This is a genomic window from Spirosoma aerophilum (assembly GCF_054782495.1).
In genome coordinates this window covers 493,666-508,536 of record NZ_BAAGSJ010000013.1, presented here as the reverse complement: position 1 = coordinate 508,536, position 14,871 = coordinate 493,666, and the positions used below count along the sequence as shown (strand labels likewise).

The following is a 14,871-nucleotide window of genomic DNA, read 5'->3' as shown; positions in this document are numbered from 1 at the left end:
AAATAGGTCAAACCCGCAGGTAAACGACAAAATGCTACACCCACGCAACCTGAAAACAACACAATTAGTCAACTTCCGTGTCTGGATTCTGAGTTTTCGTCAGTTGACACCCAGCTTCATTCATTGGTGTACCGTATTAACCCTGACTGCTTGGTAATTATCCCCGTTGAGTCAATTTTATAAAGGGCGTTTAGGTATCGTTTATCGCCTATAGTTTAGCCAATTAACTATGTTTGTTTCTATCAATAGCTTTCCGGCAAATTCCCCACAGTAAATTATATCCCCTTTGCTCAACGCGCTTTTTAAGAACTCTATTTAACTTGCCAGCCGATAAAAGATAATTAAAACACGAATTTATGCAACAAAAGATACGTCGTGAAGATGCGCTTGCTTATCACGCCAAAGGTCGTCCGGGAAAGTTAGAAGTTATTCCAACCAAAGAGTATAGTACCCAGGCCGACCTGTCGCTCGCCTACTCGCCCGGCGTTGCGGAACCCTGTCTGGCCATTGCCGAAAATCGAGAAGACGTCTATAAATACACCGCCAAAGGCAATCTGGTCGCTGTGATCAGCAACGGAACCGCCGTGCTCGGCTTGGGTGATATTGGGCCCGAAGCCAGCAAGCCTGTCATGGAAGGTAAGGGCTTGCTCTTTAAAATTTACGCTGACATCGACGTTTTTGATATTGAGCTGGACACCAAAGATGTTGACGAATTTGTGCGGATGGTCAAAATCCTCCAGCCTACCTTTGGCGGGGTCAATCTGGAAGATATTAAAGCGCCTGAGTGCTTCGAGATCGAGGAGCGACTGAAGGCTGAACTGAATATTCCGATCATGCACGACGACCAGCATGGTACCGCCATCATTTCAGCGGCCGCCTTGCTGAATGCCCTGGAAATCGTTGGCAAGACCATTCAGGATGCCAGAATTCTGATCAACGGCGCGGGGGCTTCGGCTATTTCCTGCACTAAGTTGTATGTGTCTCTGGGTGCAAACGTCGAAAACATCGTCATGTGCGACAGTAAGGGCGTTATCCGGGCCGACCGAACCGACCTCGACGAGCGAAAAAGCCTGTTTGCGACTTCACGCGATTTGCATACGCTGGAAGAAGCTTTTGTGGGGACTGATGTATTTGTAGGGTTATCGAAAGGCAATACCGTGAGTCAGGATATGGTCCGGTCCATGGCCAGTGACCCGATTGTTTTCGCCATGGCCAATCCAACACCCGAAATTAGTTACGAAGAAGCTACGGCTGCCCGTCCCGATATTATTATGGCTACCGGCCGGTCCGATTACCCCAACCAGGTGAATAATGTTCTGGGCTTCCCATATATTTTCCGGGGTGCGCTCGACGTACGCGCCACCGAAATCAATGAAGCGATGAAACTGGCAGCTGTACGCTCGCTGGCCGATATGGCTAAAAAACAGGTACCTGACCTGGTCAATATGGCATACGGAACCGATAACCTGATGTTTGGCCGCCATTATATCATTCCGAAACCCGTTGATCCGCGTTTGCTGGAAACCGTAGCGCCGGCCGTTGCCAAAGCGGCCATGGAATCCGGTGTGGCCAAACAACCCATTACCGACTGGGAAGCCTACGAAAGCCAGTTGGCCCGCCGGTTAGGGCAGGACACGCGCATTTCGCGGGTTATCAATAACAAAGCCCGAACCAACCCCAAACGTGTTGTTTTTGCCGATGCCGAAAACGTGAAAGTGCTGAAAGCGGCTCAGCAGGTGAAAGATAGCGGCATTGCTCACCCCATTCTGCTGGGCGAGAAAGCCACTATTCAGGCTATTATCAACCAGAATAACCTGGATCTGGGTGATATCCCCATTATTGATCCGCGGGAGCAACCCGAGCTTATCGAGCAGTTTGGCGATCTGTTCTACAAGAACCGCCACCGAAAAGGAGTTAGTGCTGCTGATGCCCGTAAGCGCATGTACTCCCGCGCCTATTTCGGAGCAATGATGGTCGAAACCGGACAGGCTGACGCCTTGATTTCGGGGCTTTCCCATAATTATCCGGATACAATTCGGCCTGCCTTACAAGTGATTGGGAAAGAATCGGGAGTTCAGAAAGTGGCGGGAATGTATATTCTGCTGACCAACCGGGGACCGTTGTTTTTCTCCGACACGACCGTCAACATGAACCCCACGGCGCAGGAGATCGTAGAGATTACCGAGTTGACCGCCCGGGCCGTGGAGCGGTTTAATATCAAGCCGCGCATTGCGCTTGTTACGTACTCAAACTTTGGCAGCGCCAAAGGAGAAGATGCCGACAAGATGCAACTGGCTACCGACATCTTGCAGGCCAAACACCCCGATATGGTTGTCGATGGGTCTATGCAGGCGCACCTTGCATTCAATGTAGATTTGTTACGGCAAAACTACCCCCTTAGTAAGCTTGTAGACGAGGGAGCCAACACGCTCATTTTTCCCAATCTGTCGGCGGCTAATATTGCTTATAACCTGATGCGGGAGGCTGCCGGACCAAGCTCAGTTGGCTTCGACGCCATTGGCCCAATTCTGCTGGGTATGCGCAAACCGGTATACGTTTTGCAACTGGGCTCGTCGGAGCGGGAGATCGTTAACATGGTGGCCATTGCCGTGGTAGAAGCACAGGGGGTAAGTTAGAAAAACCACTTGATCAAACACAATCGCCGTTCAATCAAAGGTTTCGACCTGGTGATGAACGGCGATTTAGCTTGCTGGCGTAAACCCTTAACCACCTTTACGTATGCGTCGCTTACCCATTTTTATCATCGTAATCTGTTTATTTGCAGCGGCTTTCCGGCCTGTTTCCCACCCTGCTGCTGTCGACATTTCAGGAAACTGGAAACGTACGGCCATGACCATGGTAGAAGCCGGTGGTAAAACAACGGATCTGAATGCAACCCTAAACAAGTCCATGCCCTGTTTGAAAGATATTACCTACACCTTTTCGGGCGATGGTCAGATGAAAAGTAATGTCCCGGATGCGTGCGGTGCCATGAAAAAAACGATCGAAGATATGAATGCAAAAAGTAAGTGGACAGCGAATGGCGGAAAAATAGTCGTTACCACGACCATTAAAGAAATTCCACCGTCTATGTATGATGTCAGTATTCAGGGCAATACCATGACTTGGGTGTTTACATATAGCGAAAACCCTAAAACACCTAACCCTACCAAGGCACTTCGCCTGACAACGGTGTATCAACGACTCTGAAAATAACCCATTCACATAGTTTTCTTACAATGCGTTCAAGAGGCTGTCTGTATTACCTGGCTATTCTTTTTATCATTGTTGTCGTTTTCGGCTCCATTTCGTTTTATGGGGGCAAACTCTTCGATCGGTACCAGCGTCCCTGGGCCTATAGCGAAACGGAGCCACTTTTAGTGGGGCGCTGGCAGGGAGAATTCAAAGACCCGGAAGGCATAACCAAAAAGTTGGTCGTGGACATTGTCCCCCCCACCACCGACGAAGAACGGCTTGGAAAGGTTTTCAGCAAACGCCGGCGGTCATTCAGCAGCAAGCGGGCCTTCGACGGTACCGCAGCCATCTCCAGCAAACGAGGCAATGAGTTTTACGAAGTATGGGGGAGTGTCGGTGCCGACGACTACCATACATTCAGTCTGAATTATCGGACAACCAATCAAACGCAAATACGTCGTGAAAACTTCTACCTCACCGATTCGAAGCAAAATTCCTGGAAAAACGATACCATGACGCTGGAACTTTCTTTTAGTTTCCGTCGTGCCGATGGCTCTTCTTTTTGGAACAGTGCTGATCCAAAATATTCCAAAAAAGTCAAGGTATCGCTACACCGGATTACCGCCTGAAAATGGCTGATTTTTACCACTAAACCTCGTTGTTTTACGCACAAATTGCCGGAAATAATCGTGCGTCGTCCATTCGTTCACATGTCGTTTTTTTACATGTAACGACTGGATTGGCGTCCTGAACTTTGCCATGACTCTACAGCGGACTGCTGGTTGGTACGGATTCATCACATCTTATTTCTCAAGGCATGAAAGCTCCTATCCATTCACTTCTTTTTATCGGCCTTCTACTCATTCTTCAGGCCTGTAGTTCATCAACAAATCCTGATGATCCTAACCCTGGCGGTACGGTTGGTACACCGGGCAACGGCACAGCCAGCTCTACTTCATCAGCTTTGGGAAAAGGCCAGCCTGGCACTGTTGGTCTGGCCGGTATTGAGGCCTGGGACAAACTACCCAGTTCAGAAAAGAACCGTATAACGCTATGGAATACCTTGTTTCTACACCAGTCCGTTGGTCAGGACCTGGAAGAGGGTGCCAAAGCAAACGGGTATCCGTTCGTGTACTTCGGGCCTGCTGATGTTGCGGATAGAGGTCTCAGGGGTGGAATTTTTGTTGATGTTGGCGGCATTGCCAACGGGAATCCCTTTGATAAGATCCGGGTCTTTAAAGAGAGTGTTCTGCGAAGTAAAGATGTTCTTCAGATCGCCGTTTTCAAGTTTGGCTACGCCGATATAAAGAACGACAATCAGGAACAGGTTAAGGTAGCCTACAAAACGTTTGTCGACGAATTGCGAGCCCAAATCAAGGGAATTCGCTTTGTTCATATCACGCCCCCACTTGTTTACTCAACTGACCCCAACGAGGGGAATCTGGCTAGAATAGCCATTGGCCAATGGATGAAAACCACTTATGGCAGCACGGATGTGATTTTTGACTTGCAGGAAATTGAAACCAATAATGGAGCCTGCCAGCAAAACAATACGCCCCTGATCTGCGCCGAAAATAGAGCCAGCACTGCCGATCCCTCCGATGTCAACGGCGTCGACACCAGCGACGGTCAGGGCCATTTGGGCAAAAAAGCCGGACAACGTATTAGCAAAGCCTTTTTATTGAGCATTTACAATGCTGGCAAATAATAGCATTTCATTACACCTAACCTCTCGCCCAGTATCATGAAAATCGTAGTTGCTTATGGGCTTTTGGCCATTGTCCTGTTTTTGAACACGGGGGCAGGCTGTAGTAGCAAGACCCTGATAAACCAGCATCACTGATTGGACGCTGGGAGCTTGACACTGCCGTTATTTTCGCCCTGGATAATGACAGCCCTGAACGAAAAATTGACCGCTCCGGACCCGGCTTAGCCTTTATTTTTTATGATGATGGCGCTTATGATGGCTGCCTATTGCCGGGTTCAGATTGGGATAACGCCGGTCAGTCGGGCACATCGGGTGTCTGGGAGTGTACTACCAATAAGCCAGGCCGCTGGGCGTTAAGCGTCACAAAAGTAAGTGGAACCGATAACGACATAGATGATGGAACCCTTACCCTGACGGCCCCTACCCTGCCAGAACCGCTTGTCTTTCTAAGGCTGAATACGTACAGCGCCCAGAACAGGAACCACTTTTATGGCAATACCAGCAAGTCTGACGCCAACGGCAATCTGATAAAGGGGGTTACCACTTTACGAAAAAGTAATGATTTTCCCGGTAGCGCCGGTATTCCTCCCGATTGTCAATCAGCAATTACCGCCTGGTCAGCGCCGTTCGGCGGGAGTCGAGCTTCAGGAAAATGAACAGCAGAATGGAGAACGACCAGAGTGACGACCCTCCATAACTAAAAAATGGCAGCGGAATCCCAATCACGGGCATTAAACCGATCGTCATACCGATGTTGACCATGACGTGAAAAAAGATGATACCGGCTACACAGTACCCATATACCCTGGCAAACTTGGTGCGTTGCTTTTCGGCCAGAATCACAATGCGGGAGACCAGCCCAATAAACAGGGCAATAACGACCAGGGCGCCGACAAACCCATGTTCTTCGCCAATGGTGCAGAAAATGAAGTCGGTGCTTTGCTCTGGAACAAAGTCAAATTTGGTTTGTGTGCCTTCCAGAAAACCTTTGCCCTGAAGTCGCCCCGACCCGATGGCTATTTTGGCCTGTGTTACGTTCCAGCCTACACCCAGCGGATCAATTTTAGGATCGACCAGTACTTTAATGCGGTTGCGCTGGTGCTTTTGCAGGACGTTGTTTATGAAGAAATCAACTCCTGTTACGTACCCGGCCATAACGATACCGATCAACCCAATCGACAACAAATTGACCAACGTACGATTATAACGCGGCATAAGCAGTACGATTAACCCGATCAATCCTAGAATACCGATAAAAATATAGAGCTTGGGAAACACCAGCGCCAGTACAAACAAGGCCGCTGCCGTGATACCTACTGCCGGAATCCAGCTGGGTAACCCTTCCCGATACAGCATGATAACAAATGACGCGAAAACCAGTGTTGAGCCCGTTTCGTTTGAAGCCAGTATCAGAATACAGGGCAGCACAATGATGCCGCCAATGAACATAAGGTCTTTTCGCTTTGTCAGGTTGATGCCCGGCACATCGAGGTATTTAGCCAGTGCCAGCGCCGTGGCTACCTTAGCAAACTCGGCTGGCTGAATGGAAACTGAGCCAAACTTGAACCACGACCTCGATCCATTGATGTTTGACCCGGCAAAGAGAACCAGAATCAGCACCATAATCATAAAACCGTAAAAAACGAAAGCGAATGTATCGAAGAAGGTGTGATTGACGACCAGGATACAGATAATGAGAATGATTGTTGTACCGATCCACATCATTTGTTTCCCGGCATTGGTAGTCATATCAAACAAGCTGGTATGATCTTCGGGACTATACACAGCGGCATATACATTCAGCCAGCCCATCGTTACACAGCCGAAATAAAGCAGCAGCGTGAGCCAGTCAATGTTTTGTGAAAATGGGTCGTTGTTACGGGCCAAAGTAATTTATGTATGATATATGATATATTGTGTATGCTATAGAAGGTATAACTTTAATGAATCGTCATATCCCCTACAGCATACATCTTTCAACAGTTAGTTTCCGCTTATGATGGTTGCCATGACCGGTCTGGGTTTGGTAGCGGTCATCATAGGCTTGGGAGCCGCCTTCTGCTGTGTTGTATCTTTTTTAGGCGCTACAGGCTTCTTATTTCCCGGCAAGCTGCTGACTGGTGGTAAGTAATTGGATGCTTTTACCTGCTCATCCAGCTTTTTAGCTTCCGTTTTCCGCTTAAGGTATCGCTCGGCAACCAGGGCTGCTACCGAAGCGGCCGCTTTACCACCCCAACCAGCGTTTTCGACAAACACAGCGACGGCGATTTTGGGGTTGTTCATTGGTGCAAAGCCGATGAATATAGAGTGGTCAAATTTATGACCGAACTTGTTATTCTGCGAGGTACCCGTTTTCCCGCATAAATCGATACCCGCAATATTGGCCAGGGGCGTTACAGTGCCGTGTGCCACAGCGCCCCGCATCCCGTCAATCACCGGCAGATAGTATTTATAATCGATACCTGTTTCGTGCCGTTCGAGGTATTCGGACGGCAAACCGGCACCTGGTTTACCAAACCCCTTAATATAGTGCGGGGTAATATACCAGCCCCGGTTAGCAATGGTGGCGGCCAGATTAACCAGTTTCAACGGGCTGATCAGCAATTCACCTTCACCAATGCTCAACGAGTAAACATTTGAGAATTTCCATCTCAGTGTACCGCCATAAGCCTTATCGTAATATTCCGGGGTAGGCAGATTCCCTTTCCGTTCCGAGGGCAGATCGACACCCAGCTTACTGCCGATACCAAACTTCTCGGCCATGTCGTGCCACTGCCTCAGACCAATGGCCGACGCTTTGAACGTGTTGTGCTCTCCATTGAAGTAAAGAAACTTCCGAAAAACGTAATAAAAATAGGGGTTGCATGAGTTCTGAACCGCCCCCCTCAGGTTATTGCCACCCCGGCAGTGACAACGCATGGGTGAACCTGCATGTCCATACACCGTATTGGGTAACAGCGATCCCTGCTGCTGCGCGATCAGTGCCTGGATCAGCTTAAACGTTGAACCCGGACGATAACTCGACATAACCGGCCGGTTGATCAGGGGCTTATAAGGATTCCGGAGTAAGGCCCGGTAGTTCTTCGAAAAGAAACGACTCGACAGCAAGTTCGGGTCATAGGTCGGCGCAGATACGGATACCAGTATTTCGCCCGTTGCCGGTTCTACGGCCAGAACCGCCCCAACTTTATTCTGCATCAGGCTATCGGCATATTTCTGTACTTCAACATCAATACCGGTAATCAGATTTTGACCGGCTACGGCCAGCGTATCAAATTCCCCATTTTTCCAGGAGCCTTTGTTAACACCCCGTACATTCTGCATCATGAATTTAACACCCCGCTTACCCCGAAGCTGCTCTTCATATTGCTCTTCGAGGCCGTTGTGGCCTATGTAATCGCCTTGCCGGTAGTACAGAATATCTTGATTATCAAGCTGTTTTTTACTGATTTCACTAACGTAGCCGAGGGCGTTGGATAAGGTGTGCGCGGGATAAGTGCGCATGGAACTGATAACCGGCTCAAACCCACGGTAATCGACCAGGGCATCCTGGATACGGGCAAAATCCTCTTTCGAAAGCTGTCGTAAAAAAATCGATGGTTTTACCGGCGAGTAGTTCTTCGCCAATCCCATAATACTATCGAATTCCGGGCGGCTCACATTCATCATCCGGCAAAAAGCCGCCGTATCCGGTATCTTGACCTGTTTGGGAGTAACGTACAGATCGTAAACGGGCGTATTGTATACGATCAGCTGGTTGTTGCGGTCGTAGATCTGCCCCCGGTAAGGAATCTCGACCACCCGCTTAATGGAATTTTTCGACGCACCCAGTGAATACGTGTCGTCTAAAACTTGTAAATAAAACAATCGGGCCAGATACGTTAATCCAACCAGGCAAAAGACGCCAATAATAACCCACCTGCGATTCTCTAACATGAGAATAAAATCCGTTCAATCAAGCTACGTGTACTCTCTACAAAGTTAGCCGAATTAATGAAGAATGAAGAATGGAAAATGGAGAATAACGAATAAGAAAATAACTGCTGCGCACACGCTTCACTGTCCATTCTTCATTGACTATTACCAGCCTTTGGCCAGGGTACGCAGGCGGCAGAGGTACATGTCGGAGGTGATATACAACGTAGAACCGTCATCTCCCCATGCACAGTTTGCCGTGGCCACACCAATTTTAATAAACCCTAACGTTTCGCCCGTGGCCGATAATACCAGAACGCCACCGCCACCCGTTACGTATAAATTTCCCGCCCGATCGACTTTCATGCCGTCGAAACCGCCTTCCAGCCCTAATTTCTTCATCCCTTCTGCACCGAATAACGTACGCCCTTTCCCAACTGAGCCATCCGCCTGCAAGGGGTAGGCCATCAGCAAAGGACGTAGTGGATCAGACTGAGCCACATATAACGTTTTTTCATCGGGCGACAGGGCAATTCCATTAGGACGTGTCATGTCACCTACGATGATTGTTACGGCACCGGGCAGGCCGGCGCGTTCAGGAGCTATCCGATAAACGCCCCACCCATCCGTTTCGCGACCCGGATCTTTCTCTTTTTTCGGCATGCCATAGGGTGGATCCGTGAAGTAATAGCTACCATTGGAGTGGGCCACCACATCGTTTGGGCTATTGAATCGTTTGCCGTTGTAATTATCCGCCAGCGTACGTTTGCCACCGCTGCCATTCAACGGCATGGCCGTAACCCGTCGGTCACCGTGTTCGCAGGAAATTAACCGCCCCTGTCGATCTATCGTCAGCCCATTGGAGCCGGGCTCATCGCTATAGGCGCCCACACCCGTGTAGCCAGAGGGTTTCAGAAATGGGGTAACCCCCTCTTTGTCCGTCCACTTGTAAACCGTATTCTGTGGAACATCTGAGAAGAGCAAAAACGCCTGATCTTTCACCCAGACCGGTCCCTCTGTCCACATAAACCCACTGGCCAGTACGTCAACTTTACTATCAGCCGGAATGAGTTTATCCAGCCGGGGATCAACCCGGATTATCTGGCCAATGGATGGAAAAGGTGTGGTCTGGGCCTGAGCAGAGGCAAGCCCTGTCAGAAGCAGGCTGGCAAAAAAAATAGACTTTTGTTTCATGGATTTTAGGAATAAGTGTTAATGCTACGACGTTTTTTAGCGTGACACAAGATGAGAAAGTGGATTGAGTGTTCTTTTTAATTATACTTACAACTTCGCTTCTTATTAAGTGGGTTTTCAACCCCCAATCTGTTTCTGCTATGAACGATAAACAACGAGAGACTTCGTCAGACAGCCAGGAAAATAAATCCCGGCGGTCATTTCTGAAGACCCTTGGTTTGGCTGGCACGGCTGCCGCCACTGCTCCTGCTGCCTTTGCCGAAACCAGTTCAAAGGGTATTCCGCAATACCTCAACCTGGTGCGCAGTCACTCCAGCACGGCCGCTAACGACAAAATCCGTCTTGCGCTTATCGGCACGGGTGGTATGGGTATCGGCGATACGCAAACGGCGTTGATGGTCGACGGAATTGAAATGGTTGCCGCCTGCGATCTGTATGATGGTCGTTTGCGCCGGGCCAAAGAACTCTGGGGCGACGGCCTTTCCGTTACCAAAGATTACCGCGAGCTGTTGGAACGGAAAGACGTCGATGCCATTATCAACGCGACCACCGATCACTGGCACGAAAAAATATCGTCCGATGCCATGCGGAAAGGGAAGCACGTCTACTGCGAGAAACCGATGGTCCAGAAAGTTGAAGATGGCCATACACTGATCAAGGTATCGAAAGAAACGGGTAAAGTCTTTCAGGTAGGTAGCCAATTTGCCAGCTCGCTGCTGATTGCCAAAGCGCGCGAGATCCTGAAGGCAGGAGATATCGGGGAACTTGTCTTTGCCGAAGCCATCTACGACCGCCATAGTGCACAGGGCGCCTGGCAATATTCAATTCCGCCGGATGCATCGCCCCAAACCGTTGACTGGGACACCTACCTGGGCAGCGCCCCGAAACGGCCGTGGGACCCACTCCGTTTTTTCCGGTGGCGCAACTACCAGGACTATGGTACCGGCATTGCGGGTGATCTCTATGTTCACTTGCTGACCTCCCTGCACTGCATTACGGGTTCGAAAGGGCCAAATCGTGTGTATTCGAGCGGAGGCACCCGATACTGGAAAGACGGTCGGGATGTCCCGGATATTCAGCTTAGCATTTACGATTACCCCAAAACGGCCGAACATCCGGAGTTTAACCTGACCACCCGATCTAACTTCGTGGATGGTGGAGGTGGTAATTACCTGGTTCGGATCGTGGGTACGGAGGGCGACTTGTCCCTCGGCTTCGATAGCCTGACCGTTCACCGGAACAAGTTCCCAAAGGCACCGGGCATGTCCATTGATAACTTCCCGAAAGACCAGAAGGAGATGTATGTGAAGGAATACAACAAGTTATATCCTTCACGCCCTGAACTGGAAGGGCCCAAAGAGTTCAAATATTCATTCCCAAAAGATTACAAGGGAGACCGGTATGAGCACTTTGTCAACTTCTTCAGCTCGGTCCGGTCGCAAACGCCAAACGTAGAAGACGCCACCTTCGGGCTGCGCGCCTGCGGACCAACTCAGTGCGGCAACATGAGCTTTGCCCAGAAGCGGGCTGTCAGTTGGGACCCTATCAACATGAAGATTCTGGGTGCCGTTTAAACTTTTGGATTCGATTAAAAAAGGGGCTTCAACGTATTGAAGCCCCTTTTTTAATCAACACGAATGGTAGTTTTTCCCACACCCGGCATTCCCGATACCGTGGCGCCTTCTACCCGAATCCGCACGGTTGTTTTGGCATCGGAGGCAAAGAACGAAACTGTTGCTTTCCCATCTTTGTCCGTTTGAATCATAGGCGCCCAATGAAGGGTGGTTCGGTAATCGGGCCGGATGTGCTCCGGCTTTTTAACATCGTACCGGGGTGCATAAAACTCACGAATAGGGGCATAGCCGGGTAACTTAGCCAGTAGCGTACCCGGAGGAGCCACTTTGGGAAGATCGTCGACCGACTTTCCTCGTTTGGTCAAGATGGAAATAACACCACCCGATGCCCGTGATCCGTAAATCGCTGCCGACGCTCCCTTCAGCACATCGACCCGGTCTACGTCCTGTACCGAAACGCCCATGATCGACTGCAAGTACATGGGCATACCATCCAGTACAAACAGCGGTTCTACAGGGCCATTAAAGTTGACGGCACCCCGGATCTGAACTTTGGCACTCAGCCCATTCCCCGTTACCTGCACGCCCGGTATACGCCCCTGAATAACATCCAGAATTGTCATTCGGCCAGCGGTATTCATCTGATCAAATTTAACGGTGGCGTCTGGTGTCCCATAAATAACCCGCGAATCCCGCTCCACATATTTTTTGGCCTTCACGGTAACCGTCTGCAACAATACCTCTCCATTTCGTTTTATTTGGCGCTCTATTTCCTGGTACTCTTTCGTTCGCCGGATAAATTCATCATAGTCATCGCGATTAAACTCGATGGGGTTGTAGGGTGACCGAATAAAGGTAACGGTTGGTTTGAGCAGTTGATCGAGCGAGATAACCAGGTTTCGATTGGCTGTCCCTTTCACCCCCTGAATAAAAACGGTTGTTGTATCGGTGAAGTCCAGGTCATAGGCCCAGAAGTTTCCGGCCTCATCTGATTCACCAGCCAGAATTTGCCGGGTACTGTCTTTCCGAACGATAATAAAGGTGAGGTTAACTTTGCCACCGATGTCTTTATTATTAGGCCTCAAAACTCGTCCTGTCAGGGATAGCCCCTTTTCAACGGGGTATTTTAGGGGTGGAACGGTGCCCGAAATTACATCAGCCCAGGTAAAGCGTCGCCAGCCTTGTGTCATCAATAAAATATCCAGATGCAGCCGACGGTCTTTTTTGTCGGGATTGAAATAGTAATCCGGTTGTTCCACAGCGCCCACCAGATCGGAGGTCAATAAGAGGTGCGATCGAATCGTAGTTCCATTCGAATCCGTTTCCGGGGCTAATCGGTTATCGACGGCAGCCAGCGACAAGTTAGCCGGAACAGGTTTACCTTCTTCGCTGGTAGTCGAAAGGGTTAGGGTAACCTGTTCACGATTTTTATACGTTGCTTTGTCCGCCACGACATTCACGTTCATTTGCTCATTCTTGTCAATGAACACCAGGCGCTCACAAACCGGTTTGTGGGTTTCATCGAAAACGGTCAATTGGACTATTCCCTCCGGAAACCGCTCACGGGGCAAACGCACCATCGCTGACTTTCGATTGACTGGTATTTTAGCTGTCTGAATAATGTCTCCTTTAGCCTGTGCGATGAGTGTCAGGTTTGCGGATGGATCTGAAGACTCCCTGTTGTGCAACAGGTACACTAGCACATTATCTTTATTCGTCTGGTTTTCTACCTGCATCACCACCCCCTTTTCCTGCGCGGCAGGTATTGGGTAAGCAGCCAGCGTTCCATTGGCCAGATAGATATAGGCGGTATAGGTTTGAACGGCTTCGGGTTTAAGCATGAAATAGCCCATACCCAAATGGGTCGTTGAAAAGCCGATGACCGTATCTTTTTTCGCATCCAGCACAAACCCCTTCGTATTTATTCCCTGACCTGTCGTGCTGATGACCTTAAACGCAACCCGACTGGTCAGGCCGTTCACTAACTGGCCCCCTTCGGGTAAAAACTGCACGTCGGGTCGTGTTGCTGTTGACTGTACACCATCGTTGATTTTGTTGGTTTCCGTACTCAAAATTGTCAGGGTCTTCGAAAAGTAATAAGCCTCCGGGTAGTTCCGCATGAAGTTGGTGTAGGCGCGAAGTTGGTAGGAACCCGCAGGCACGGAATCGGCTAAGACGAATTGACCAGGTGCGTACCCGGCCGTAGCCCGCAGCTGAGTGTGCAGACGAACCCGTTTTGTATTGTTATCAACCAGATCAGCGTATACTACACCACTAATGGTATCTGCCTCCTGGGTATTGCCATTAACGATATACCCTTTCAGCCACACGGTTTCACCAGTCAGATAGGTATCCCGGTCGGTATGAATGTAAACTTTTTCGATGGGTTGCTGTCGGCTGTAGTTACGAAACTGTTCAAGTAATCGTTTAATAAATTCATCATCATCCGAACGAAATGAGATGAAAAATGTAACGATGAGTAAACTAAACAGCCGCGCTACGCGAAAATCAGTCGAATACATAAATTAGAATTTTGTGGATAGTGCCTTCCCTTATGTATGGAGTGACTAATTTAGCAAAATACCCTCTTTTAAACATGACTAAACCCACTCAAAAAACGGCCCTGGTAATCGGTGCAACAGGCCTCATTGGTAATTTATTAACCCATCAACTTGTCGAATCGCCGGTTTATACTACGGTTAAAGTACTCGCTCGTAAATCATTAGGCTGGCAGCATCCTCGTCTACAGGAGGTTCAGTTTGACTTCGATCATCCGAATGGGCTGCTGACTCAGGCTGATGATATATTTTGCTGTCTCGGCACAACCATGAAAAAGGCGGGTTCGAAAGATGCGTTTCAAAAAGTAGATTATAAATATCCGCTTGACATTGCCCGGTTAAGTTTGGCGAATGGGGCACAACAGTTTTCTATTGTAACATCGATGGGGGCTGATAGTGAATCCTCTTTCTTTTATAACCGGGTAAAAGGTGAAGTGGAGCGCGATCTGGCTTTGTTATCCTTTCCCACCTTACTCATTTTCCGACCCTCTCTCCTGCTGGGCAATCGGTCGACAGGCAGTCAGCAGGAAACCCGTCTGGGCGAACGGATTGCCGAAGGGGCCATGCGCCTGTTCAAACCATTGATTCCTGCCAGGTATAGAGCTATTGAAGCAGCCAGAGTAGCCAATGCCATGCTGGTCACCGCTCAGGAGAATTTAACCGGCAAACATATTTTCGAATCTGATGCGCTACAGGACTTTTAAACGAAAGATTCCTGTATCTCCCG

At 49.3% G+C, this 14,871-nt stretch carries 11 protein-coding genes; 7 read left to right on the top strand and 4 right to left on the bottom strand.

Going from position 1 to position 14,871, the window contains the following annotated elements; genetic code table 11:
* Positions 1-356: 356 nt before the first annotated feature.
* The 5 genes from ACYVK4_RS13660 to ACYVK4_RS13640 all read left to right on the top strand — a co-directional run bounded on the left by ACYVK4_RS13660 (position 357) and on the right by ACYVK4_RS13640 (position 5,559).
* Positions 357-2,636 carry an NADP-dependent malic enzyme gene (locus tag ACYVK4_RS13660; protein WP_461128072.1) on the top strand — a complete coding sequence of 760 codons (2,280 nt, stop codon included), beginning with the start codon at positions 357-359 and terminating at the stop codon, positions 2,634-2,636.
* 103 nt (positions 2,637-2,739) lie between these two features.
* Positions 2,740-3,210 (top strand): lipocalin-like domain-containing protein, encoded by a 471-nt coding sequence (locus ACYVK4_RS13655; RefSeq protein ID WP_461128071.1) that lies wholly within the window; start codon positions 2,740-2,742, stop codon positions 3,208-3,210.
* 29 nt (positions 3,211-3,239) lie between these two features.
* Positions 3,240-3,824: a hypothetical protein gene (locus tag ACYVK4_RS13650; protein WP_461128070.1), complete on the top strand. Its 585-nt coding sequence runs from the start codon at positions 3,240-3,242 to the stop codon at positions 3,822-3,824.
* A gap of 188 nt (positions 3,825-4,012) precedes the next feature.
* A complete protein-coding gene (locus ACYVK4_RS13645; protein ID WP_461128069.1) occupies positions 4,013-4,903 on the top strand; it encodes a hypothetical protein in 891 nt (296 codons plus the stop codon).
* A gap of 266 nt (positions 4,904-5,169) precedes the next feature.
* On the top strand, positions 5,170-5,559 hold the full coding sequence (locus tag ACYVK4_RS13640) for a hypothetical protein (protein WP_461128068.1): 390 nt from the start codon (positions 5,170-5,172) through the stop codon (positions 5,557-5,559).
* Here ACYVK4_RS13640 and rodA read toward each other — a convergent pair.
* The 3 genes from rodA to ACYVK4_RS13625 form a co-directional block, all read right to left on the bottom strand.
* Positions 5,510-6,790, bottom strand: a complete 1,281-nt coding sequence (gene rodA, locus ACYVK4_RS13635) for a rod shape-determining protein RodA (RefSeq protein WP_461128067.1) — start codon at positions 6,788-6,790, stop codon at positions 5,510-5,512. The two genes, ACYVK4_RS13640 and rodA, sit on opposite strands and share 50 nt — an antisense overlap.
* A 96-nt stretch (positions 6,791-6,886) precedes the next feature.
* The gene (locus ACYVK4_RS13630; protein WP_461128066.1) at positions 6,887-8,839 is read right to left on the bottom strand and encodes a penicillin-binding transpeptidase domain-containing protein; all 1,953 of its coding nucleotides are present in this window, start codon (positions 8,837-8,839) and stop codon (positions 6,887-6,889) included.
* 144 nt (positions 8,840-8,983) lie between these two features.
* Complete coding sequence (locus ACYVK4_RS13625; protein ID WP_461128065.1) at positions 8,984-10,012, bottom strand: SMP-30/gluconolactonase/LRE family protein; 1,029 nt, start codon at positions 10,010-10,012, stop codon at positions 8,984-8,986.
* 140 nt (positions 10,013-10,152) lie between these two features.
* Between ACYVK4_RS13625 and ACYVK4_RS13620 the strand changes: the two genes are divergently transcribed.
* Positions 10,153-11,586, top strand: coding sequence for a Gfo/Idh/MocA family protein (locus tag ACYVK4_RS13620; RefSeq protein ID WP_461128064.1), 1,434 nt, complete (start codon positions 10,153-10,155; stop codon positions 11,584-11,586).
* 50 nt (positions 11,587-11,636) lie between these two features.
* On the opposite strand, the gene ACYVK4_RS13615 is transcribed toward ACYVK4_RS13620, so the two are convergent.
* Positions 11,637-14,108: a TonB-dependent receptor plug domain-containing protein gene (locus tag ACYVK4_RS13615; RefSeq protein ID WP_461128063.1), complete on the bottom strand. Its 2,472-nt coding sequence runs from the start codon at positions 14,106-14,108 to the stop codon at positions 11,637-11,639.
* A gap of 74 nt (positions 14,109-14,182) precedes the next feature.
* On the opposite strand from ACYVK4_RS13615, the gene ACYVK4_RS13610 reads away from it, so the two are divergent.
* A complete protein-coding gene (locus ACYVK4_RS13610; RefSeq protein WP_461128062.1) occupies positions 14,183-14,848 on the top strand; it encodes a Rossmann-fold NAD(P)-binding domain-containing protein in 666 nt (221 codons plus the stop codon).
* Positions 14,849-14,871: the final 23 nt, after the last annotated feature.